This window comes from Pantoea sp. UBA5035 (assembly GCF_002415245.1).
Lineage (GTDB): Bacteria > Pseudomonadota > Gammaproteobacteria > Enterobacterales > Enterobacteriaceae > Pantoea > Pantoea septica.
In genome coordinates, this window is the sequence record NZ_DICD01000003.1 from 203887 (window position 1) to 226778 (window position 22892).

A 22892-nucleotide genomic window follows, 5' to 3' on the forward strand; every position below is an offset into this window, starting at 1 on the left:
CGCAGCGCAGGCATTGCGCGCGCCGATTATTCGGTGTTAATAGTAAGTTATCTTCCGGCGCAGTCGGACCCGCGTCAGGTTTATTTATCTAATTGAATACAGAGGGATTTGATGGTTGATAACCATTCTCTGAGAATTGAAAACGCGCCGGTGACCCTGCGCGAACTGGCGCTCAAGAAAGTGCGTCAGGCGATTATCGCTGGCTATTTCAAAGCGGGCGATCGGCTGGTGGAGCGCCAGCTTACCGAGCAGCTTGGCGTCAGCCGCAGCGTGGTGCGTGAAGTGATCCGCTATCTGGAAGCAGAAGGCTTAATTGAGATCCTGCCGAAAAAAGGGCCGATCGTCGCCCTGCTGACGTGGGAGATCGCCGAGCAGATTTATAATATTCGCCTGCTGCTTGAGCAGGAAGCGGCTTATGACTGCGCGCAGCGCGCCGGCGAGGCCGATAAAGCGCGGCTGCGCCAGCAGCTGCAGCAGATTGCGCAGGCGTCGCGCGAGCACGACGATATCAAGCGCGTCGAGGCGTCGCAGGCGTTTTACGAAACGCTGTTCAGCGTGGCGCATCACACCATCGCCTGGGAGATTGTGCAGCGTATGAACAGCCGCATCAGCCGCCTTCGCGCCCTGACGCTTGCCTGGCCGGAGCGCGAAGTAGCGGGCTTTGAGCGTATGTCGCGTATCTGCCAGGCGATCGAGCAGAACGATGCGCCGCGCGCAAAACAGGCGGTTTATGAGCATCTTACCGAAGCTGCCAGCCTGGCGAAGCAGATTCTTTCTCAACCGGAGTAAACCATGGCCGCCTACTGGATTGCGCACGTCACCATTCACGACCTGACGCAGTATCAGCACTATATGGCGCTGGCGCCCGCCGCCTTTCAGGCTTACAACGCGCGTTTTCTCGCGCGCGGCGGCGAAGCGACGTCGCTGGAGGGCGCCGCTTTTCAGAAGCATGTGTTAATCGAGTTCGACGACTATCAGAGCGCGCTCAACTGCTATCACTCGGAGGCCTATCAGCGCGCCCGCGCCGAACGCGCCGACGTAGCGGAAGCGATGATCACCATCGTGGACGGGCTATAACGCGCTGTTGAATGGCAGGCATAAAAAAACCGGTCAGCGACCGGTTTTAACAGCAATGCGGCAAGATTCAGGCGGCGACGCCTTTGGGCTGCGTAGCGACATGTCCCGCCCACAGGCTGGCGACCCACTTCACCCCTTTGGCGGTAAAGCGCGCCTGCGAAAACGCATGCTGATTTTCTCCCACGCCCGAGCGCAGCGTAAAGTAGCCCGCCTGCATATGGTGATGCTGCGGCGTCAGCGTGCCTTTGTCGCGGTACATGATATTGCGCTCCAGCAGGAACTGGCGAAACTCCGGCTCTTTCACCTTCAGCATTTTGCACAGCTGGCGAAAGCCGAGCGAGTCCGTCACCTCGACGAAGCGGTCAAAAAATTCCGCCTTTGGGGCAGAAAGCGCCAGCTGTTCTTCGGCGGCGCGGCGCTGCTCGAACTGCTCGGCCCAGGCGCGTGCGGCTTCGGCGGGATTGGTAAAGTCGGGCAGATGCGCCACTTTCTCACGCTCCTGCCATTTATCCAGCAGATCGGCGGTAAAGCCCGGCGACAGGCGCGCAACGGCTAACAGCGAGTCGCGCTTGTTCAGGCAAAACTCCTGACGCATCTCTCCTTCATGCTCGTAAAGGTTGATCGTCACCGGCTGCGAAAGCCGCTGCGCGGTTTCCAGGCTTTTGATCAAACGTTTTACTTCGCCGTGGGTAATGCCGGTCAGTCGGGCGATTTCACGGCTGCTCATCAGGACAGAAGCGTTGAGAGCAGAAAGATTTTCAGTAGAGAACATCATCAGCGTCACCTCATGCAAACGTACGCAGCCGTTTGGGCTGTTGAATAAGTATACAGGATACTGTTGTTATATCCAGTATTTTTTTTAAGCGTTTTACTAAGCGTTTGCCGTCTCGCCTGATTGCGCAACAGCCGCCGCGCTTGCTTTACCTGTATCTGCGGCCAGGCTTAAACCAATTCCGTCTTCTACGCCAGCCATCCCTGGAAAGTTTGGGAAGCGCACCCCCGGCGTGGAATTTCCGTGTTGCGTCATGGCGACCGGCACACTCATCAAGAAAGGATGTTGTTATGAGAGCTCTGACCTATCATGGCCCGCACCGGGTACGCGTTGAGACCGTTCCCGATCCTGTTCTGCAGGAGCCGGACGATATTATCTTGCGCGTGACGGCCACGGCGATTTGCGGCTCTGACCTGCACCTCTATCGCGGCAAGATCCCCGGTACCGAGCATGGCGAGATATTCGGCCATGAATTTATGGGCGAAGTCGTCGAGGCGGGTTCGGCGGTGACCAGCGTCGCCGTCGGCGATCGCGTGGTGGTGCCCTTCGTCATCGCCTGCGGCGACTGTTTTTACTGCCATCTGCATCAGTATGCCGCCTGCGAAACCACCAACAGCGGCCGCGGCGCTATCCTGAACAAAAAGAACATCACGCCGCCGGCGGCGCTGTTCGGCTTCAGTAACCTCTACGGCGGCGTACCCGGCGGTCAGGCCGAATATGTGCGGGTGCCAAAAGCCAACGTCGGCCCGTTTAAAGTGCCGCTGACGCTGCCGGACGATAAGGTGCTGTTCCTGTCTGATATCCTGCCGACCGCCTGGCAGGCGGTGCAGAACGCCGGTCTGGATAAAGGCTCCAGCGTGGCGATTTTCGGCGCGGGTCCGGTGGGCCTGCTCAGCGCCGCGTGTGCCCGTCTGGTCGGCGCGGAAGAGATTTTTATGATCGACCATAACAATTATCGTCTGGAGTTCGCCCGTCAGCGTTACGGCGTCACGCCAATCAATTTCGACGATATCGACGATCCGGCGGCATGGATTATCGAGCATACGAAAAATAACAGGGGCGTCGATGCGGTTATCGACGCTGTGGGCTTTGAAGCGAAAGGCAGCCTGACCGAAACAGTATTAAGCAACCTCAAGCTGGAAGGCAGCAGCGGCAAAGCGCTGCGCCAGTGCATCGCCGCCGTCAGGCGTGGCGGCGTGGTGAGCGTGCCAGGCGTTTATGCCGGCTTTATTCACGGTTTTATGTTCGGCGACGCCTTTGATAAAGGGCTGACGTTCAAGATGGGACAAACGCACGTGCAGGCCTATCTGCCGCGCCTGCTGTCGCTGATCGAACAGGGATTGCTGACGCCGGAAGAGATCGTTACCCACCATATGCCGCTTGAAGACGCGGCGCACGGCTATGAGATCTTTGAAAAGCGCAAGGATGACTGCCGCAAGGTTATTCTGGTGCCGGGCATGGCGTCGCAGCGCGCCGCCAGCTAATGCGGTCGTCCAGGCTGCCACGGCAGCCTGGCGGCGGTTAACGCACGATATCTTCATCGCTGTCGTTAAGCTCCGACAGCGAAATTTCGCGCGACGGCGCGTTATCGAGACGGTCGCCATATTCGCCGCGCACGTCCGCCAGGCTGGTAAACTGACCGTCGACAAATAAAAAGCTCAGGTGCCGGGCGACATCATTCAGCATCTCTTCAGCCTCATTTTCCGTAGTGCCCTTCGCCTCTTTGCCGTCGAGCTGCCAGCGCAGCTTACCGCCAACCAACTCGGCGCCGCCGATATCGACCACATGGCCGTCGATATTTTCCACCAGCAGGCGAGACTGGCAGTAATAAAGTAAGTAAGGCATCAGGTCACGTTTATTTTCAGACATCTCTTCTCCTGCGGCAGACTATTTCTGCGGTTAAAAATGGAAATAATAACGTAGCGCATAGATCGCCCAGTAAATGGCGTTTGCGGCCAGGTAAATCCAGCATCCCCAATAGGCGACGGGTTCACGTTTGGTTCGGAGTTTGGGCAGAAAAGCCAGCAGATAACCGGCAGCGGCGATAAGCGAGACGAAATAGAAAAACTTCATCTTCCCTCCTGAAAGTCGTTTATTTCATAGAAGGATAGTCAGTTTTTGAGGTAATAGCGGGAGAGGAGCGTAAATAGATTTCAAGCTGGATTAGGCGCTGCGCTTAAGAGCCACTTCAGCACGAAGGCTTCTATTTCGAACTTTTCTGTAGAATCGGTTTGTTTTTTTCGACATACCTTTACTAAAAGTTGAACTTTATCGTCATCGGTAAACTAGTGCGAAATTAATGCTTAATAGTATGCGGTTGCCGGTTATGCCTTTAGCGCTTTTGGAAAACGCTGCCGATACGGCGCAGCGTCTTTATCCTAAACCGCGCGTCAGGAGGGCTTTTTCAACAGCCGCGGCAGCTGATTATCAAGTTCCAGCAGGCAGGCATCCATCATTTTCTCTGTCTCCTGCGTCACTTTCTGATAATTGTTCGCCTGCCATTCAGCCAGCGGCGCGGTTTTCGCCGCAGGCTCGCAGCTTGCGACCGTAAAGGCGCTAAACACCGTGCCGCCTTCAGGGCGCTTATAGAAGATTACGCGGTAAGAGAGGTCGTAATTGCTGTTAGCGGAAGATAAATCCGTATAGACCAGAGACCAGCTTGACGCGCCGATAATGAGCGCGTGCTGCCAGGCATAGCTTCCGCCGTTTTTATCTAAATATTGCGCGATTTTCGCTTCAGCCTTAGGCGCGAAGTAGCGGCTGGTCGGCTCCGGCAACGCGTCTACTGTCGTGCCCCGATAACCTTTTTTATCAAACATATCGGAGCTGATGCTGGCACCGCCCAGCAACGCGCCTACCGCAGTCAGGCCCGCAACCACGCCGGTGGAGCCAGGTCCAACGACGCGCAGGTGAGCGTCGGCATAACGGTTGCCGTTCATATCGGTCTGCGCCAGGGTAGTAAGAACCTCCAGGCTGCTTCCGCCTGAGCCTTTAACTACCGTGGGTTTTTTGCCGCCTGCGCATCCTGCAAGGAGCGTGATAGCGAGCGTGCCTGCTGCAAAAGTCTTGATGTTCACTGGCCTTTCCTTTTTTAACGTCCCTCATGCATCTCACGCCGCCTGCCTTCTTGCGTCAGCGCTGCGCAAGACAATCTGACACTATTAACGGACAAAGATCGGTAAGCTTTAGTAATGAATTCATACTGCCGCCTGGCAAGCTATGCTTAACAGCGGAGGTAATGACTATGTGTGGACGCTTTGCGCAGTATCGCAGCCGGAACGACTATTTTGACGCGCTCGGCATCGAAGACGACAGGCTGATTTACGATCCCGAGCCGATTGCCCGCTACAACGTTGCGCCGGGCACCCGCGTGCTGTTGCTTAACATGCGCGACGAGCATCTGCATCTCGATCCGGTATTCTGGGGCTACGGCCCCGAGTGGTGGCATAAACAGCCGCTGATTAATGCCCGTAGCGAAACCGCGCCCACCGGCCGCATGTTCAAGCCGCTGTGGCATCATGGCCGTGCCGTAGTGCCTGCCGACGGCTGGTTCGAATGGAAAAAAGAGGGTAGCCGCAAACAACCCTTTTTTATCTACCACCAGCAGCGCGAGCCGCTGTTTTTCGCCGCTATCGGCAAGGCGCCCTTTGATAAAGAGCATGGGCATGAGGGATTCGTTATCGTGACCGCGGCCAGTAACAAAGGCATGGTAGATATTCACGATCGTCGTCCGCTGGTGCTGCGCGCCGACGCGGTGGAGGAGTGGCTCAGCGAGGAAACCTCGCCTGAACGGGCGCAAAAAATCGCCGAGCAGGCGGCGCTGCCGGAGACGACATTTCGCTGGCATCCAGTGACGAAGAAGGTCGGCAATATTCATAATCAGGGCGAAGAGATGATTGAGGAGACGGTCGACGCGGAGTAGCCGCTCGGCCAGGCCGCGTTAGCGATCAAATGATCTCAATGCAGGACGGAAAATGGCGATTGCAGTAAACTTCAGCTCTCCTTTTCTGCAGCAGTGAATGACAGTGAATAACGAAACGCACTCCTCAGTTAACGTTCCTCAGTCGATCCCGGCGCGCAATCGCATGTTCCGGGCGTTGCTTAACCGCGATAAAACCCCTGTCGCAGTGCTTATCTCCGCCGCGCTGGTCGGCGTTTTCGTCGGGCTGGTCGGCAGCGCATTCGCCAGCGCGGTTCACTGGGTACAGCACTGGCGTCTGTCGCTGGCCGATCCGACGCTGCTCAGCGGCTGGAAGCTTTACGCGCTGGCGTTTGCGCTCTCCGCGCTGCTGGCGATGGTGGGCTATTTTCTCGTACGCCGCTTTGCGCCGGAAGCCGCAGGCTCGGGCATTCCTGAAATCGAAGGCGCGCTGGAAGAGCTGCGTCCCGTACGCTGGTGGCGCGTTATCCCGGTGAAGTTTTTCGGCGGGATGGGCACGTTGGGCGCGGGCATGGTGCTCGGTCGCGAAGGACCGACGGTGCAGCTTGGCGGCAATATTGGCCGCATGGTGCTCGATCTGCTGCGTATTCGCAGTGACGAAGCGCGCCACTCCCTGCTGGCGACCGGCGCGGCGGCCGGGCTCGCGGCCGCCTTTAACGCGCCGCTGGCGGGTATACTTTTCATCATTGAAGAGATGCGCCCGCAGTTTCGCTACAACCTTATTTCCATCAAAGCGGTGTTTACCGGCGTCATTATGGCGAGCATTGTCTTCCGCCTGATCAACGGTGCGCATCCGGTGATCTCCGTCGGCAAACTGGCGGACGCGCCGGTAGAGACGCTGTGGCTCTATCTGGTGCTGGGTATGCTGTTCGGTATGGTGGGTGTCTTGCTTAACCGCTTGATTTTTCTCTGTCAGGACGCCTTCGCCCGCCTCTATGCCGGGCGGATCTGGCGCGTGGTCGCCACTGGCGGCGCACTCGGCGGCGGCTGCGGTCTGCTGGCGCTGTGGTTCGCGCCGGGGGCAGGCGGCGGGTTCGAGCTGATCCCGCAGGCGACCGGTGGCCACTATACCTTCGGCGTGCTGCTGGTGATCTTTGCGGTGCGGTTGTTCACCACGCTGCTCTGCTTCAGCTCTGGCGCGCCAGGCGGCATTTTCGCGCCGATGCTGGCGCTGGGCACCGTGCTGGGCACCGCCTTCGGCGTGCTGATGGCGGATCTTTTCCCACTCTATCATTTGCAGCCCGCCACCTTCGCCATCGCCGGCATGGGCGCGCTGCTGGCCGCTTCGGTGCGCGCGCCGCTGACCGGCATCGTGCTGGTGCTGGAGATGACCGATAACTATCAGCTGATCCTGCCGATGATCGTCACCGGACTGGGCGCGACGCTGCTGGCGCAGTTCCTCGGCGGCAAGCCGCTCTACTCTTCTCTTCTGGCGCGCACCCTGGCGCGTCAGCAGCAAACGGAGAGCGGCAAGGCCTAGCGCACTTTGCCGCGGAATACCCAGAATGCCCAGCTGTGATAGAGCAGCGTCAGCGGCATCACGATGGCGGTGCCGATCAGCACAAAGCGTTGCGTCGCCGCCGGCGCCGCGCTGCGGTGCAGATCCTGCTGCCAGGGGATCAGCCAGGGGTAAAAACCGCAGGCGACGCCGGCAAATACCGCCGTAATCAGCCCGAGCGTCAGCGTCAGCTGCCAGGTCGCTCGCCCGCGCCACAGCGCCAGCAGCTGGCCCAGCCAGCAGAGGAAAATCAGCATGGCGGCGATTTTGCCCGGCCAGCGCTGCCAGGCGGTCATCCAGATATCGCGGTTAAGCAGCAGCACCGACAGAAACAGCACCAGCGAAAGTACCCAGCACAGCCAGGCCAGCGCGCTGGCGCGCTCTTCAACATCCTCGCCGATGCGCCAGCGGATCCAGCAGCAGCCAAGCAGTAGATAGATCACCACCAGCCCCAGCCCGCACAGCAGCGGCGTCAGAGAGAAGCCGATTTCCAGACCACGCTGCGGCTCCGCGCCGAAGACTACGCCTGCGCACCAGCCCTGAAGAAAGGCCGCCAGCGCCGAACTGGCGCACATCAGCCGATCCAGCCAGTGGCGAAAAGCTTCCTGCGCCTGCGCGCGATACTCCAGCGCCAGCCCGCGCAGAAACAGCGCCAGCACCATAGCGAACACCGGGCCGCAGAGCGCATTGAACAAAAGGCTGTATACCGCCGGGAAGAGCGCGAACATGCCGCCCGCCAGCAGCACCAGCCAGGTTTCGTTGGCATCCCAGACAGGCAGGATACTGTTAACCATGCGCCGCCGCTGCGACTCTTCGCGGAAGCAGGGAAAGAGCATGCCGACGCCGAGATCGGTGCCGTCAAGCAGCACGTAGATCAGCATCGATAGCAGCAGCGCCAGCGCCGCGAAGTCGGCGAGCGTCATGGCGATGTCCTGATCTCTTGAGTGACAACGTCACCTTTTGGCTGCAGCGGCGCTGAAACCAGCCTCAGCAGATAACGCAGCCCTAACGCAAAGCTCAGGCCGTAAATCACCACAATGGCGGCGAGTATCGCCACGGTGGTAGAGAGCGAGAGCGCAGAGATGCTGTCAGCGGTGCGCAGCATGCCGTAGACCGTCCAGGGCTGGCGGCCGATTTCCGTCACCAGCCAGCCCGACAGCATGGCGATAAAGCCCGCTGGCGAGAGCCATACCAGCATGTGCAGCAGACGGCGCGAGGTGGTCAGCCGTCCGCGCCAGTGCTGCACGTTCGCCACCAGGCTGGCGAGCAGCATTACCACGCCCAGCCCCACCATCAGACGAAAGGCGAAAAAAACCGGCGCGACCGGCGGCAGGTTTTGCGCATCGAACTCGCTCAGGCTTTTAATGTGGCCAGTGAGGTTATGGCGCAAATAGAGCGAGGCGATATCGGGGATCGCCACCTCCAGCCGGTTGCGCTGCGCCGGCTGATCGGGCCAGGCGAACAGCCGCAGCGGCTCGCCTCTGTTTGCCGCAGGCGGACGCCAGCTGCCTTCTATCGCCGCCAGCTTGGCGGGCTGATGCGCCAGCGTATTCTCCCCATGCAGATCGCCGACCACTACCTGAAGCGGCACCGCCACCAGCGTGAAGGTAAGCGCGGCCGTCAGCATGCGTCTTGCAGCCTGTTCCTGAACATCGTGCAGCAGGCGCCGCGCCGCCACGCCCGCAATCATAAAGGCCACGGCGATCAGCGAGGCCAGCAGCATATGGCTAAAGCGAAAGGGAAAGCTGGGCGCCGAGAGCACCATCGCCCAGCTTTCCGGCAGGAAGCGCCCGCTCTCGTCGCGCGTAAAGCCGGTCGGCGTCTGTAGCCAGGAGTTGGCGGCCAGGATCCAGAAGGCGCTCAGCAGCGCGCCGAGCGTGACAAAGCAGGTGACGATAAAGTGCAGGCCCGGTTTGATTTTGCCCATGCCGAACAGCATGACGCCGGTCAGCCCCGACTCGAGAAAAAAAGCCACCAGCACTTCGTAGAACAGCAGCGGACCAATGACTCCGCCCACCTTTTGCGATAGCCCGGCCCAGTGCGTACCGAACTGCACCTCCATCACCACGCCGGACACCGCGCCGATCGCCACCGTCAGCGCAAAGACCTTTAGCCAGAAGTGCAGCGCCTCGCGCGCGCCCGGCTGCTTTCCCCACAGCCAGCGCGCTTCGAACCAGAGCAAAAAAGGCGCCAGACCAAGCGTCAGCGCGGCCAGCGTAATGTGCATCCCCATGGTGAGCGCGAACTGTCCTCGCGACAGCAGCAGCACCCATTCGGCGTCACTCATTGCTCGGCTTTCCGCTATAGCGGGTGATCGGCTTCTCCTCCTCGCGCTGCATGCCTGCGGAAAACGCTTCCAGCGCGGCGAACAGTGGCCGCAATCCCTGCCATAGCTTCTCGTCGTTCAGCAGATGCAGCACGCCGCGGATCCCCGGCGCGGCGTTACCCTCCTGCTGTGTGGCGTCGCTGGCGGGCTTCATCGCCATCGCCGCGTCGCGCAATGCCAGCAAAATATGGTTGAGCCGCTCCGGCGGAATGGTGCTCAGCGTCATCAGGATCAGCGATATATTCTGCAGCGCACTCTGCGTGCCGGGTCGGTTCAGGCCGGCAACCAGAATTTTGCCGATATCGTTATTGGCTTTGATGGCGTCGTTCGCCAGCCGCAGAAAACCGTGCTCATGCAGGTTTTCCACCAGTTCATCCATCGCTTCCTGCGCGGTTTTCTCGGTGCGCGTCGGCGGCACGGTATAGGAAAGGCGTTCGGCCATTAGAATTTCTCCGGGTGTTCAACGTGTTCAGGCGGCTCAACGTAGCCTTCCTGCTGCCATTTCTGCTCAATGGGCAGATGATCCAGCGGCGTGCGCTGGCCGTGGCGGAAATTATGGCGTGGAATAGGGTTCGGCTGCGGCGTCCGCGTCAGTTTCGTCATGCTGACGGCGAGCTCTTTATAGGCCGGGGTATTGACGTCGGGATCGTGGTGCTCGCCCGTCAGGCCGTTGACGCCCGGCTTGCCGTGATGGATCGGGATAAAGAGCACGTTGCCCGCTACGCGATCGGTCACCACCACCGGCACTTCTAACGTGCCGCGCCGCGATGTGAGCGCGACCCATTCGCCCTCTTGCAGCCCGCGCGCCTGCGCCAGCTGCGGAGAGATCTCGACAAACCAGTTAGGCGAGAGCGACATCATGCGGCCGCCCTGGCCGGTCTGGTTAGTGGACTGAAAATGCTCCAGCATACGGCCGTTATCCAGCATCAGGTCGTATTCCGCGTCCGCCTCTTCCATCGGCGGCTGCCAGCTCAGCGGATAGAGTCGCGCCTTGCCGTCCGGGAACTTGAATTTTTCGGTATAGAGCAGCGGCGTGCTTTCGCCGTCCGGCGTTACCGGCCAGATCTGCGACTGCCAGCCTACCAGCCGCTCGTAGCTGACGCCGGCAAAGATCTCCGCGATGCTGGCCGCTTCCGCCATAATCGCGCCGGGATTAGGATAGTTCCAGTGATGGCCGAGACGTGCGGCCAGATCGGTAAAGATGCGCCAGTCGGGGCGGCTGTCGCCCAGCGGAGCCATCGCTGGCGAGAAGTGCTGGATGCGGCGCTCGGTGTTGACGAAGGTGCCCTCTTTTTCCACGCTTGGGCTGCCGGGCAGCACCACATCAGCGAACTCGGCGGTGCGGCTCATGAAAATATCCTGCACCACCATAAAGTCGAGGCGGCTGAAGGCTTCATGCACGTTGGTGGAATCCGCGTCGGAGAAAGCGGTCTCTTCGCCGGTGATATACATGGCGCGCAGTTTCCCTTCGTGCGCGTGCTGCACCATCATAAAGTTATCTGCGCCGGGCTGGTCGGAGAGTTCTTCCGGCGTCACGCCCCAGGCGCGCGCCCATTTTTCGCGTATCAATGGATCAGAGACTTTTTCATAACCGGGATAAACGTTGCTGAGGCAGCCGAAATCGCTCGCGCCCTGCACGTTGTTGTGACCGCGCATCGGATAGCCGCCGGTGCCTGGACGCCCGTAGTTGCCGGTCACCAGCAGCAGATTCGACAACGCCGTGCTGGTGTCCGCGCCGTGGCTGTGCTGGGTAATGCCCATTGCCCACAGCAGGCAGACGCTGCCCGCCTGGCCGATCATCTCCGCCGCCGTAGTGAGCTCTTCCACGCTCAGACCGGTGACTTCGCTGGCGAAGTCCAGGGTAAAAGGCGCCAGCGACGCGCGATACTCCTCGACATGATTGACGCGCTGCGCCAGGAATGCCTCGTCGGCATAACCGTGATCAAACATATATTTCGCCATCGCCGAGGCCCACACCATATCGGTGCCCGGCTTGATGCGCAGGAACTGGTCGGCGCGCTCGGCCATCTCATGTTTGCGCGGATCCACCACCAGCAGCTTCTGCCCGCGATGCTTGTGGCTCTGCTTGATGTGCGAGGCGATGACCGGATGGTTCTCCGCCAGATTGCTGCCGACGGTGATAATCAGCTCGGTTTTTTGCAGGTCGCGAATGGTGCCTGCGTCGCCGCCGTAACCCACGGTGCGGAAGAGTCCTTCGGTCGCCGGGTTCTGGCAGTAGCGCGACGAGTTATCGACGTTATTGGTGCCGAAAATCAGGCGGGCAATTTTCTGAGTCAGGTAGGCCTCTTCGTTGCTGGCCTTGCTGGAGCCGATAAAGCCGATAGCGTCGCCGCCGTACTGACGCGCCACGTCGCGCAGCCCCTGCGCCACACGATCCAGCGCTTCGTCCCAGCTGGCTGGACGGAAGCGGCCGTTTTCGCGGATCAGCGGCGTGGTCAGGCGCTCTGGGCTGTTAACAAAGTCCCAGCCGAACTTGCCTTTTACGCAGGTGGAAATGCCGTTGGCGGGCGCATCCGCGACCGGCTGCACCTTCAGGATATGACGATCGCGCGTCCAGATTTCGAAGCTGCAACCCACGCCGCAGTAGGTGCAAACCGTTTTGGTACGCTTAATTTCCGCCTGACGCAGCGCGTCGTCGATCAGCGAGATACCGGTGATCGGCTCCATGCCGATGCTATTCTCCAGCGATTTGACGAAGTCGATCATCGGACGTTTCAGCCCTTCATCCATCGCGGTAAAGGGGCCCGCGTCGGGCTGCATGGTCTTCTCCAGCAGCGCGTTGCAGGGACAGACCGTCACGCAGTGGCCGCAGCTGACGCAGCTCGATCCGGCGATCTGCGTGCCGCCGTCCCACAATACGCGCGGATGCTCCTGGGTGTAATCGATGCTCAGCGTCTCATTCACCTCAACGTTCTGACACGCCTCGACGCAGCGTCCGCAGAGAATGCACTGGTCAGGATCGTAGGTGTAAAAGGGATTCGAATGATCCTTGCTGGTGGGCTTGCGCTGGTAGGGGTAATACTGAATCGGGATATGCATATCCGCGACGGTGTTATGCAGCGTACAGTCGCCGGTGTTGTGCTCGCAGACCGTACAGTAAAGCTCGTGGCGATTCAGGATGCGATCCATCCCTTCCTGCTGCGCGGCGCGCGGCCACTCCCCTTCGCTGTTGATTTCCAGTCCCTGGAAGGTGCGTAGCGTACAGCCGCGCACCTTTTCCCCGTTGGCTTCCACCCAGCAGACATCGCAGCTCTCCAGCGGCTGCAGCGCCGGGTGGTAACAGACGTGAGGCAATTTTTTTCCCTGCTCGGTAAGAAAGTCGATCAAGGGCTGATTAACGGCGCCCACCAGGGATTCGCCATTATAAATAATGGTACAGGTTTTCTCTGACATTTAACGCCTCGTTCTCGACATTGCAATTGGCTTCTGCCAGCGTGCTTTTTGTTTGTTATGTAAAGTTATGTCTTCAGCTTAGCGACTATTAAATTGCCTGCCATTGAACGGCTTCGTTTATTAACCACAGCCTGGTAAAAATCCCCGCGTTTCGCCTGGGGTTTAGCCATAAAAGATGAGCTATTTCAGAGAGGTAAATTTATTTACGAGAGAGATCCCAAAAAGTGTTAATCATTGCTAACCGTCGCGCTTATTTATCTGCCGCGCAGAATTTCTGACGCTTTCTATACTTTTTATTCTGGCTGATTTACAGCAAACGACATATATGCGACAGAGGTGAATAATGAAGGCACTCGTCTGGCACGGCGTGGGAAATATTCAGCTGGATAACGTTCCCGATCCGCAAATCGAACAACCGGGCGATGCCGTCATTCGTATTACCGCCTCGGCGATCTGCGGGACGGATCTGCATTTTATTCGCGGCACCTTTAGCGATATGCAGCCCGGCACCATTCTCGGCCACGAGGCGGTCGGCATCGTTGAACAGGTAGGCGACGAGGTGCGCAACTTCAGTCCGGGCGATCGCGTGGTGGTCTGCTCCACCGTCTCCTGCGGCGTCTGTCCTCCCTGTCGCGCCGGGCATACCGCACAGTGCGACAATGCTAATGCTAACGGCCCTGAGGCGGGCACCTGCTTTTTCGGCGGCCCCAAAGCCACCGGCCCGGTAAACGGCTTACAGGCGGAAAAGGCGCGCATTCCCTTCGCAGCCAATACGCTGGTAAAAATTCCTGACGGCGTAACCGACGATCAGGCAATCCTGATTAGCGATATCTTTCCTACCGCCTGGTTCGGCGCCGAGCTGGCCGATATTACCCGCGGCGATATCGTCGTGGTGTTCGGCTGCGGGCCGGTCGGGCAGTTCGCCATCGCCAGCGCCCTGCTGATGGGCGCGGCGCGGGTGATTGCAGTGGACTGTCACGAGGATCGACTGGCGATGGCGCGCCAGCAGGGCGCGTTCCCGGTTAACTTCGAACGCGACGATCCGGTGGAGACGATCAAAAGGCTGACCGGCGGCACCGGCGCCGACTGCGCCATCGACGCGGTTGGCGTTGACAGTCAGCACGCTCATCACGGCCCGGCCAGCGAGGAGGCCGAAGAGAAAGCGGAGAAATTCAGCGAAGAGGTGGCTCAGGTGGCGCCTGAAACTCATCCGCAGCATGGCAAATGGGTGCCGGGCGATGCGCCGACCCAGGCGCTGGAATGGGCGATCGCGGGTGTGAAAAAAGCAGGCCGCATCAGCATCATTGGCGTTTATCCTCCCGCGGCGGAGATCTTCCCCATCGGCAAAGCGATGAACAAGAACCTGACCCTTAAAATGGGCAACTGCAACCACCATACCCATATCCCTTATCTGCTGGAGTTGACGCGCAGCGGCGTTATCGATCCAGCCAAAGTGCTGACCAAAGTCGAGCCGATTGCGGATGTCATTAAGGCTTATGAGGCGTTCGATAAACGTGAGCCCGGCTGGATTAAAGTAGAGCTGGAGACCTAAGTAGCCAGTGGGTCACTTTTTGCTGCATGCAAGCTATGTCAACGCCCCTTCGGGCCGTTTATCGTTTAACTGGCACGAGCTATTCACGGCGAGACGCTGCTGACGTCTGCAAAAACAGGCGTCGATACACCGCCGGCGTCATGCCGGTGCGTTTCGCGAAAGCGCGGCGCATGACGTCGCCGCTGCGATAGCCACACGCTTCCGGAATCGCCTTGAGCGGCAGCCGTCCCGCTTCCAGCAGTTCGCGCGCCTTTTCAATACGGGCATCCTCCAGCCAGCTTCCCGGCTGCATATCCAGCTCCTGACGGAACAGGCGTCCGAGATGACGCACGCTGAGATCGATATGCGTCGCCAGATCCTGCACGCCGCCAATCTCTGGCAAATGGGCCAGCGCCCAGCGCTGTAGCTCCTGCAGCGCGGCGCGGCCGCTGATCGATACGCTGTCGCGCCGGGCGAAGTGGCCCTGATTGACCGGCCGCCGAAAAAACATCACCAGATTCGCCGCTACCTCTTCCGCCACCTCGCGGCCCAAATCCTCCTCCACCAGCCGCAGCGCCAGATCCAGCCCGGCGGTCACGCCCGCCGAGGTGCGCAGCGGCCCGTCGGCGATACAGAGCGCGTCCGGTTCGACCCGCGCCTCGGGGCAGCGCTGCGCCAGCAGATCGGCGCAGGCCCAGTGCGTCGTCACGCGCCGCTGTCGCAGCAGCCCGGTTTGCGCCAGCAGCAGTGCGCCGCTGCAAACGGAGCCGTAGCGCTGGCTGCGCGCGCAGATCGCGCTCAGCTGCGCGCACTGCGCCTCGTTTAAATAGCGCTGTTGCGCATCCGGCGCGCCCGCCACCAGCAGCGTATCGATCGGATGGCGCGCCGCCTCGTGCAGCAGGAAATCGGCGCTGAGCCGCACGCCGGAAGAGGCGGTAATGGCGCTGGCATTCACCGCCATTACGCGCAGGCTGTAAAACTGGCGACGCAGCGCGCGGTTCGCCTCGGCGAATACGTCGAGCGGGCCGGAAACGTCAAGCAGCTGCACGCCGGGCAGCGCGAACAGGGTAACGGAATGCGACATGATTGCGGGGTGTCCTGAACTGCAGTTATGTCCTGAATCATCGTTATAAGATAATTTGAGACAGCGATCATCCGTTTTATGCTCACTGGCAGCTAACCCAACGGAGAATCCTGATGAGCTTTCATATAAACGGTATTGCCATTCCTGACACACAGCTTGCCCGCGACGCGACCGCCTTTATCCGCGACAGCGAATCCGATTTGCTGTTTCACCACTCCAGCCGCGTTTACTACTGGGGCGCACTGGCGGGCCAGCAGCGCGGGCTTAAGGTCGATCGCGAACTGCTCTATGTCGGCTGCATGTTTCACGATATCGGTCTGACGCATGAGCACTGCAGCTGCGACAAACGTTTCGAGGTAGACGGCGCAGACGCGGCGAAAGCCTTCCTGGCCGGTTACGGCATTGCGCAAAGCGATATCGACAAGGTCTGGACGGCGATCGCCCTGCACACCACGCCCGGCATTCCTGAATTTATGGCGGCGGAGATCGCGCTGGTGACCGCAGGCGTTGAAATGGACGTGCTGGGGATCCGCTACGACGAGTTTAGCGACGAGGCGCGCGAGGCGGTGGTAAGCCAGCATCCGCGCAGCGCCGCTTTTAAAGAGGAGATTATTCAGGCCTTCTATGACGGCATTCAACACAAACCGCAGACCACCTTCGGCAACGTCAAGGCGGATGTGATCGCGGACAAGCAGCCTGGCTTCGCGCCGCTTAATTTTTGCAGCATCATTCGGCAGTCGCGCTGGCAAGGCTGAGTGCCGGCAATAAAAAAGCAGCCTCACGGCTGCTTTTTTTCGCTTACGGAGACCTGAAGATCAGCCTCTTTCCGCCCTAACGTTAAAAAATAACGTCGACCACCATAAGGAACAGTTTCTCTGTTTACATATTAACCAAAAAGACCTTATAGTTAGCATGGCTATAAGGTTGCCTCCCCTGTTTTGACGTGAAGCCCAGAGCTAAGGGATGGTTAACCCAATAGTTCCACAGCCAAAAGGAGAGGGCTATGTATTACAAAGATGACATTATCAGTTATTTGCAATCCAACAATATTCTTGCTTTAAAACTCGACCATGCAATAACAGGCGTTCGCCATGCCATTTTAGATCAGATAAATACGATTGGATCAGGTGCAAGACGCGCTCTTTATTACACGTCCTGTTTTACTGAAGACTATTACGATGTCTGTGAAAACCAGAAAATGAGGATTATCGATTTACTCTGGGCGTATTACGCCTTTTACAGCACGAAAATATTATTAGCGAGATGCTGAGAGTTTATTTCCAGGAAATATTTAGATATAAGACTAACGATCAATTACAACATATAAAAGCCTTATTAATGAATGTTAATATTCATATTGCTTCAATTTCTCTAACAGTTACTGGTTTTGCACTAGCAACGGCATCTGCCGCCGCCGCAGGCATGAACATGAATATTGAGCTGAGCGCATCAGTGGGAGGCCGCGCGTCTGGTATTATTAGCGGCATCGGAATTTATGGTATCTTTCAGAAAGCGGCGAATAGCGCAAACCGCCTTAAATTTACCAATCCAGTCTACTACTCTGCTTTATATAGTCAGGATTTAGAGATGATGTATTTTTTGATAGAACCACTTTTCGAACGTTTTAACGGCACTATAGAACAATGCATCTCAGATCCTGAAGTTGCCGATATCATTTCAGGGATGATTCGCTAATGCTTCGGCAGTTTATCTCTAGAGTTTTTTACAGAACTTTCAGATCGTTACTATCCTTATACGGCCCATCATTGTTAACTATAGCATTTGCACTATTGCAAATTTGGCTATTTCCCAATGCACCACTCTGGCCTATCCCTCTATTTTTCTTCAGTGTCATTTTTTTGTTTAAATGGTGACATTCATGGAAATGATTATCGTAAATTTTTAAGGAAATACTATGTCTACTCCCGCACACCTTTGGCTTGAAGATGAAAACGGATCGCCTGTTATTGGTGGTTGTACCATGCCACAGCGCTTAGGCTCTATCGAGTTAAAGTCTTTCTCTCACGGCGTAACTATTCCGGTTGATCCCAACAGGGGTAAATTAACGGGAACGCGGATTCATCGGCCGATCACTATAGTCAAAGAATTTGATAATACGACTCCGATTCTTTATCGCGCCGTATGTGAGGGCCGCCCAATGAAGAAAGCGACGATTAAAATGTATCGTATTCTGGAAGCGGGTATAGAAGTCGAATATTTCAATATCATTCTGGAAAATGTAAAAATCACTACCGTTTCGCCCTACCTTGCCCCTAACAGTATAAGCAGCACCCATCTGGAAACGCTGGAAATGCGCTATGAAGCTATTACATGGAAATATGTCGACGGGAATGTTATTTACCGCGACACATGGAATGAGCGCGCGATGGCCTGAACCAGTTGAGGTACTGATAAAAAAAGCAGCCCTCAGGCTGCTTTTGCATATGGGCTTATGCAGGCTGCCCCTCCAGCCGGAACTGTTCGACCGACTGCGCCAGCAGAGAGGAGTGATCCTCCATCGCGCTGGCGGCGGCGGAAATTTCCTGCACCAGCGCGGCATTCTGCTGCGTAACGCTGTCCATCTCGTTGACCGCCACAGAGACCTGGCTGATGCCCCGGCTCTGCTCGTCGGAAGCGGTGGCAATCTCGTCGATAATCGCCTGCACCGAGGTCACCGCCTGGGTGATCTCCTGCATGGTGTCGCCCGCATGACGCACCAGGCTAACGCCGCTGTCAACGCGCTGCGTCGACTCTTCGATCAGCGAGGCGATATCTTTTACCGCCGCGGCGCTGCGCTGCGCCAGGTTGCGCACCTCAGACGCGACAACAGCGAAACCGCGGCCCTGCTCGCCGGCGCGCGCCGCTTCCACCGCCGCGTTAAGCGCAAGAATATTGGTCTGAAACGCAATGCTGTTGATGATGGCGGTGATATCGCCGATCTTGCGCGCGCTGTCGTTGATTTGCGCCATGGTCTGCACCACCTCGCCCACCAGCGCCTCGCCTTTGCGCGCGGTCTGCGAGGCGTTTTCCGTCAGCGACGTCGCCTGATGCGCATTGGCGGCGTTGTGTTTCACCGTTGCCGTCAGTTGTTCCATGCTGGCGGCGGTCTCCTCCAGCGCGGCGGCCTGCTGCTCGGTGCGCGACGCCAGGTTGATATTGCCTTTGGCGATCTCCTCCGCGCCGTCGCGCACCGAGGCGCTGGTCTCTTTAATGTGGCCCACCATCGCAATCAGCCGCGCCTGCATGGTATGCAGCGCATAGAACAGGCTGTTCTGGTCGCCCGCCTTCAGTGGAATGCGCGTATTGAGCTGCCCATCCGCTACCGCCAGCGCAAAGGCGGCCGCATCGGCGGGTTCACCGCCCAGCGGACGCAGCACGATGCGGCTGAACACCACGCCCAGCAGCAGGCTCACCAGCACAATACTCGCCAGCATCATCCACAGGGCGTTATGCAGCTGCTGACGCGCGGCGCTCATCACTAAGTCCAGCGGCGCGGCAACGCCCAGATACCAGACGTTGCTGCTGTTGCCGATGGCGATCGGCTGCCAGGTCATCAGCGTTTTCTCGCCGAGCAGCGCATCCTCCTGCTCTGTCACCGCGGTGGTCAGGCGGCTTTTGTCGCCCTTCCACTGCTGGTTATTTTGCGCTTTATCGGGCGAAGAGACGATCTTACCGCCGCTGGAAAGCAGCATGGCGTAGCCCGCGCCCTGCCAGGGTTTGATCTCATTTACCCGCTGCTGCAGCTTCGCCAGCGAAATATCGGAGGTGACCACGCCCCAGAGTTTGCCGCGATCGATAATCGGCGTGGTGATCGAGGTCAACAGCGTCGGCACGCCGTTATAGGCATAACTGTAGGGTTCGGTCGGAAAGTCCTTGCGCGTACGCTGCGGCACCAGATAGTAATCTCCCTGGCCGGGCGTCAGATAGGAGGTCAGGGGATGCATTTTATAATTGCCCGCCTGATCGACATCGACAAACCAGGCGTAACGCCCTTCCGGCGCCTGGCCGCTCTGCGCGGCGAACTCGGCGTCGCGTCCGTCGAAAACATCTTTTTCCAGGATGACGGAAATGGAGAGGTAGTCAGGGTTGCTGCGCAGCGCATATTCAGCCAGCTTGTCGGCGACGTGGCGATCGTGTACGCCGGCATCCGGCAGCGCGATGATACTTTGCCCCAGACTCTGCGCCACATCGCGCGCGTGGTTGAGGCTCTGCTCTACTTCCAGCGCCTTGCTGCGCGCAATCTGTTGCAGATACTCTTCCGCCAGCGTGCGTTGCGCCTGGCCCGACTGCCAGCTCAGCACGCCGATAGTGACGGCGAAGCCGGTGGCGATAGTCAGCGCGCCGGTCAGCAGCATCATGGCGCGGGTACTTAATCTCTTTTTCGGAATGCGATCCGCTTTCATTATTGGTTTCCCCACTTTTCGGATACAGGCGAATAAAACAGCAGCGCTGTTAAAAACCTTATCGGCGTGGGCGATTGAAACTTAAGCAGCTAAACGCGGGAATGCGGGGCGGGAGGGCGAACGCGCAGGCGTTCGCCCCGGATAGAAAAGAATCAGGCCAGCTTAATCAAGGCGTTAACCGCCAGCTGCGCCAGATACTGTGCGGTCGGGAAAAGCGCTTTATCGTCAACGCGGAACTTCGGATGGTGCAGCGCCCAGGGGCCGCCGGAGCCGACCATCATAAAGGTGCCGGGGATCTTCTGCTGATAGAAGGCGAAGTCTTCGCCAATCGGGCTGGCGTCGATGCGGCGCGCCTCGAAACCGACGTCGCTCGCCTGCTCCAGCGCAAAATCGACCCACTCCGCGGTATTCACCACCGAAGGCGGGCCGGCGTGCCACAGGAATTCGATTTGCGCGCCGAACGCGGCGGCGAGACCGTCCAGCAGCGCCCGGAAGCGCTGCTCGATCAGCGCGCGCGCCTCGCTGCTAAAGGTGCGCACCGTGCCCTCCAGATAGGCGGTATCGGGGATTACGTTCCAGGTGCTGCCGCTGTGGATCTGCGTGATCGAGACCACGGCGTTCTGATCTGACGGCACGTTACGGCTGATCAGCGTCTGCACCGCGCTAATAATTTGCCCCACGATAATAATGGGATCGTTGCCCTCATGCGGTTTCGCCGCGTGCGCGCCTTTAGCCGCCACCTTGATTTCAAAGCGATCGACCCCAGCCGTTAGCGCGCCCTCTTTGCCGCCCACGACGCCCACCGGCAAAGTCGGATCGTTATGGATGCCGAAAATCACCGCGGCGTCATCCAGCGCGCCGGTGGCGATCAGGTCGGGCGCGCCCAGGCCGGTCTCTTCAGCGGCCTGGAACAGGATGCGCACGCGCCCTTTCAGCGACGCCGCCTGCTGCTGCAGCAGAATGGCGGCGCCCAGCGCGGCAGAGGTGTGGAAATCGTGACCGCAGGCGTGCATTACGCCCGCGTTCTCAGAGGCGAAGTCGACGCCCGACTCCTCTTCAATCGGCAGCGCGTCGATATCGGAGCGTACCACCACCAGCGGTCCCGCCGCCTCGCCGACCTCGGCCACCAGGCCGGTTTTCAGCGGCAGATCGAGGATGCGGATGCCCGCCGCGGTCAGGGCCGCGCGGATTTTTTTAGTGGTTTCGAACTCCTGATTCGACAGTTCGGGAAAACGGTGCATGTCGTGGCGAAACGCCTGGATCTGGCTGGCAAGCGCCCGATCCTGCTCGCGGATCTCTTTCATATTATTTCCTTCCAGTGCGACGGCCTGCGGCAAAGTATGCGGCGGCGCGCTTAAATATTGAAATCATCATTCGTGTCGATGTTAGTCATCTGACGCAAAAAGCGGCGCGTCACCGGGTTGTCGGAGAAGCTGATCACCTGTTCCGCCGGGCCCTGCTCGACGATATGGCCATCCGCCATAAAGATGACGCGATCGGCCACCTCTTTGGCGAACTGCATCTCGTGCGTGACGATGACCATAGTGGTCTTCTGCTGCGCCAGGCTCTTCATCACCTGCAGCACCTCGTGCACGCGCTCGGGATCGAGCGCGGAGGTCGGCTCATCGAACAGAATGGCGCGCGGCTTAACCGCCAGCGCGCGCGCAATGCTGACGCGCTGCTGCTGACCGCCGGAAAGGGTGATCGGATACTGATGCGCCTGCGGCGCCATACCGACCAGCTCCAGCAGCTGCATGCCGGTCTCGCTGGCCTGCGCTTTCGGCATCTTCTTCACCATAATCAAACCTTCGGTGATGTTCTCCAGCGCGGTTTTATTGCGAAACAGGCTGTAGTTCTGGAACACCATGGCGGTCTGCCCGCGCAGCGCATGCTCTTCTTTTGCGCTGTAGCTGGCGGTGTCGAGCGCCACTTCGCCAATCTGGATCACGCCGGACTCCGGCTTTTCCAGTAAGTTGAGGCAGCGCAGCAGGGTCGACTTGCCGGAGCCGGAGGGCCCGATAATCGCCACCACTTCGCCTTCGCCGATGGTCAGGCTGATATCGTCCAGCACCACCTTGTCGCCGAAACGTTTATTGAGCTGTTTTACACTGATCATAAGAGCCTTAGCGTTGCAGTGAGTGACTGAGTTTTTTCTCCAGCAGCGCCTGCAGGCGGGCGTAACCAATAATCACCAGCCAGTAAATCAGACCTACTACGAGGAAGGTTTCAAAGTAGCGCAGCGACTCCGCCGCGATCATCTTGCCTTCGGCGAACATCTCCGAGACGCCCAGCGCAAAGGCGACCGAGGTATCTTTGATCAGCGAGATAAAGGTGTTACCGGTGGCGGGCAGCGCATTGAGCAGCGCCTGCGGCAGAATGATGCGGCGATAGATTTGCGCCCGACGCATGCCGATAGAGAGCCCTGCTTCCATCTGCGTGGGATCCACCGACGCCAGACCCGCGCGATAGATCTCCGCCATATAGGCTGAGGTCTTCAGGCTGAAGCCAATAATCGCGGCGGTGGTGGCGGACATGCCGGTCAGCGCCGGGAAGAGCTGCGGCAGGCCGAAGTAGATAATAAACAGCTGCACCAGCGACGGCATGCCGCGAAACAGCGAAATATAGAGCTCGACCAGCTTGCTCACCAGCGTGGATTTGCTGTTGCGCAGTAACGACAGCCCCAGGCCGATCACCATGGCGCACGCCATCGACACCACCGCCAGCATCAGGGTAACCGGCAGATAGCTGAGAATTTGCGGCGAGATTTTCAGCAGGTAATTAAAATCGAAATTCATAAAAAGCCCTTAACGACGTTTGCCACCCGGCGGTGGCAAACGTTGACAAGTA

At 58.7% G+C, this 22892-nt stretch carries 21 protein-coding genes and 1 pseudogene; 9 read left to right on the forward strand and 13 right to left on the reverse strand.

Features of this window, described 5'->3' with window-relative positions:
- The first annotated feature begins 111 nt into the window (after positions 1–111).
- A complete protein-coding gene (locus B3229_RS01810) occupies positions 112–789 on the forward strand; it encodes a GntR family transcriptional regulator (protein WP_286868047.1) in 678 nt (225 codons plus the stop codon).
- Positions 790–792: 3 nt separating this feature from the next.
- Positions 793–1077 carry a DUF1330 domain-containing protein gene (locus B3229_RS01815; protein ID WP_286868049.1) on the forward strand — a complete coding sequence of 95 codons (285 nt, stop codon included), beginning with the start codon at positions 793–795 and terminating at the stop codon, positions 1075–1077.
- A gap of 67 nt (positions 1078–1144) precedes the next feature.
- Here the strand turns inward: B3229_RS01815 and B3229_RS01820 are convergent, their stop codons facing one another.
- Entirely contained in the window at positions 1145–1852 is a 708-nt protein-coding gene (locus tag B3229_RS01820) for a phage antirepressor KilAC domain-containing protein (RefSeq protein ID WP_033749107.1), read from the reverse strand.
- Between the two features lie 287 nt (positions 1853–2139).
- Between B3229_RS01820 and B3229_RS01825 the strand changes: the two genes are divergently transcribed.
- Positions 2140–3333 (forward strand): zinc-dependent alcohol dehydrogenase, encoded by a 1194-nt coding sequence (locus tag B3229_RS01825; protein WP_033748946.1) that lies wholly within the window; start codon positions 2140–2142, stop codon positions 3331–3333.
- A 37-nt stretch (positions 3334–3370) separates the two neighbouring features.
- Here the strand turns inward: B3229_RS01825 and B3229_RS01830 are convergent, their stop codons facing one another.
- The 3 genes from B3229_RS01830 to B3229_RS01840 form a co-directional block, all read right to left on the reverse strand.
- Positions 3371–3718, reverse strand: a complete 348-nt coding sequence (locus B3229_RS01830; protein ID WP_286868057.1) for a hypothetical protein — start codon at positions 3716–3718, stop codon at positions 3371–3373.
- Positions 3719–3748: 30 nt separating this feature from the next.
- Complete coding sequence (locus tag B3229_RS01835; RefSeq protein ID WP_179944755.1) at positions 3749–3922, reverse strand: hypothetical protein; 174 nt, start codon at positions 3920–3922, stop codon at positions 3749–3751.
- 317 nt (positions 3923–4239) lie between these two features.
- Positions 4240–4926 carry a hypothetical protein gene (locus tag B3229_RS01840; protein ID WP_286868060.1) on the reverse strand — a complete coding sequence of 229 codons (687 nt, stop codon included), beginning with the start codon at positions 4924–4926 and terminating at the stop codon, positions 4240–4242.
- Between the two features lie 167 nt (positions 4927–5093).
- Here B3229_RS01840 and B3229_RS01845 point away from each other — a divergent pair, with 167 nt between their 5' ends.
- Complete coding sequence (locus B3229_RS01845; protein WP_286868483.1) at positions 5094–5771, forward strand: SOS response-associated peptidase family protein; 678 nt, start codon at positions 5094–5096, stop codon at positions 5769–5771.
- Between the two features lie 97 nt (positions 5772–5868).
- Positions 5869–7269, forward strand: a complete 1401-nt coding sequence (gene clcA, locus B3229_RS01850; RefSeq protein WP_410477767.1) for a H(+)/Cl(-) exchange transporter ClcA — start codon at positions 5869–5871, stop codon at positions 7267–7269.
- On the opposite strand, the gene B3229_RS01855 is transcribed toward clcA, so the two are convergent.
- The 4 genes from B3229_RS01855 to fdhF are packed head-to-tail and all read right to left on the reverse strand — an operon-like array spanning position 7266 to position 13027.
- Entirely contained in the window at positions 7266–8210 is a 945-nt protein-coding gene (locus B3229_RS01855; RefSeq protein WP_286868062.1) for a cytochrome d ubiquinol oxidase subunit II, read from the reverse strand. The genes clcA and B3229_RS01855 overlap by 4 nt on opposite strands.
- Positions 8207–9574 (reverse strand): cytochrome ubiquinol oxidase subunit I, encoded by a 1368-nt coding sequence (locus B3229_RS01860; protein WP_286868063.1) that lies wholly within the window; start codon positions 9572–9574, stop codon positions 8207–8209. The genes B3229_RS01855 and B3229_RS01860 overlap by 4 nt, the downstream gene beginning before the upstream one ends.
- On the reverse strand, positions 9567–10055 hold the full coding sequence (locus tag B3229_RS01865) for a DUF1641 domain-containing protein (protein ID WP_048782468.1): 489 nt from the start codon (positions 10053–10055) through the stop codon (positions 9567–9569). The genes B3229_RS01860 and B3229_RS01865 overlap by 8 nt, the downstream gene beginning before the upstream one ends.
- Positions 10055–13027, reverse strand: coding sequence for a formate dehydrogenase subunit alpha (fdhF, locus tag B3229_RS01870; RefSeq protein ID WP_286868064.1), 2973 nt, complete (start codon positions 13025–13027; stop codon positions 10055–10057). Before fdhF ends, B3229_RS01865 begins: the two co-directional genes overlap by 1 nt.
- Positions 13028–13370: 343 nt before the next feature.
- Here fdhF and B3229_RS01875 point away from each other — a divergent pair, with 343 nt between their 5' ends.
- Entirely contained in the window at positions 13371–14579 is a 1209-nt protein-coding gene (locus tag B3229_RS01875) for a zinc-dependent alcohol dehydrogenase (protein WP_286868067.1), read from the forward strand.
- A gap of 79 nt (positions 14580–14658) precedes the next feature.
- Here B3229_RS01875 and B3229_RS01880 read toward each other — a convergent pair whose 3' ends face one another.
- Positions 14659–15642 carry a GlxA family transcriptional regulator gene (locus B3229_RS01880; RefSeq protein WP_286868069.1) on the reverse strand — a complete coding sequence of 328 codons (984 nt, stop codon included), beginning with the start codon at positions 15640–15642 and terminating at the stop codon, positions 14659–14661.
- 113 nt (positions 15643–15755) lie between these two features.
- Here B3229_RS01880 and B3229_RS01885 point away from each other — a divergent pair, with 113 nt between their 5' ends.
- The 3 genes and pseudogenes from B3229_RS01885 to B3229_RS01895 all read left to right on the forward strand — a co-directional run bounded on the left by B3229_RS01885 (position 15756) and on the right by B3229_RS01895 (position 18037).
- A complete protein-coding gene (locus tag B3229_RS01885) occupies positions 15756–16397 on the forward strand; it encodes an HD domain-containing protein (protein WP_048782459.1) in 642 nt (213 codons plus the stop codon).
- Between the two features lie 248 nt (positions 16398–16645).
- Positions 16646–17337: pseudogene (locus B3229_RS01890) on the forward strand (hypothetical protein).
- 220 nt (positions 17338–17557) lie between these two features.
- The gene (locus B3229_RS01895) at positions 17558–18037 is read left to right on the forward strand and encodes an Hcp family type VI secretion system effector (protein ID WP_286868073.1); all 480 of its coding nucleotides are present in this window, start codon (positions 17558–17560) and stop codon (positions 18035–18037) included.
- Positions 18038–18092: 55 nt separating this feature from the next.
- On the opposite strand, the gene B3229_RS01900 is transcribed toward B3229_RS01895, so the two are convergent.
- From B3229_RS01900 to B3229_RS01915, 4 genes are all read right to left on the reverse strand, one after another.
- A complete protein-coding gene (locus B3229_RS01900; protein WP_048782453.1) occupies positions 18093–20045 on the reverse strand; it encodes a methyl-accepting chemotaxis protein in 1953 nt (650 codons plus the stop codon).
- Positions 20046–20197: 152 nt separating this feature from the next.
- On the reverse strand, positions 20198–21349 hold the full coding sequence (locus B3229_RS01905; RefSeq protein ID WP_286868076.1) for an amidohydrolase: 1152 nt from the start codon (positions 21347–21349) through the stop codon (positions 20198–20200).
- Positions 21350–21399: 50 nt separating this feature from the next.
- Positions 21400–22161, reverse strand: coding sequence for an amino acid ABC transporter ATP-binding protein (locus B3229_RS01910; RefSeq protein ID WP_048782442.1), 762 nt, complete (start codon positions 22159–22161; stop codon positions 21400–21402).
- 7 nt (positions 22162–22168) lie between these two features.
- Positions 22169–22840 (reverse strand): amino acid ABC transporter permease, encoded by a 672-nt coding sequence (locus tag B3229_RS01915; RefSeq protein WP_033748973.1) that lies wholly within the window; start codon positions 22838–22840, stop codon positions 22169–22171.
- Positions 22841–22892: the final 52 nt, after the last annotated feature.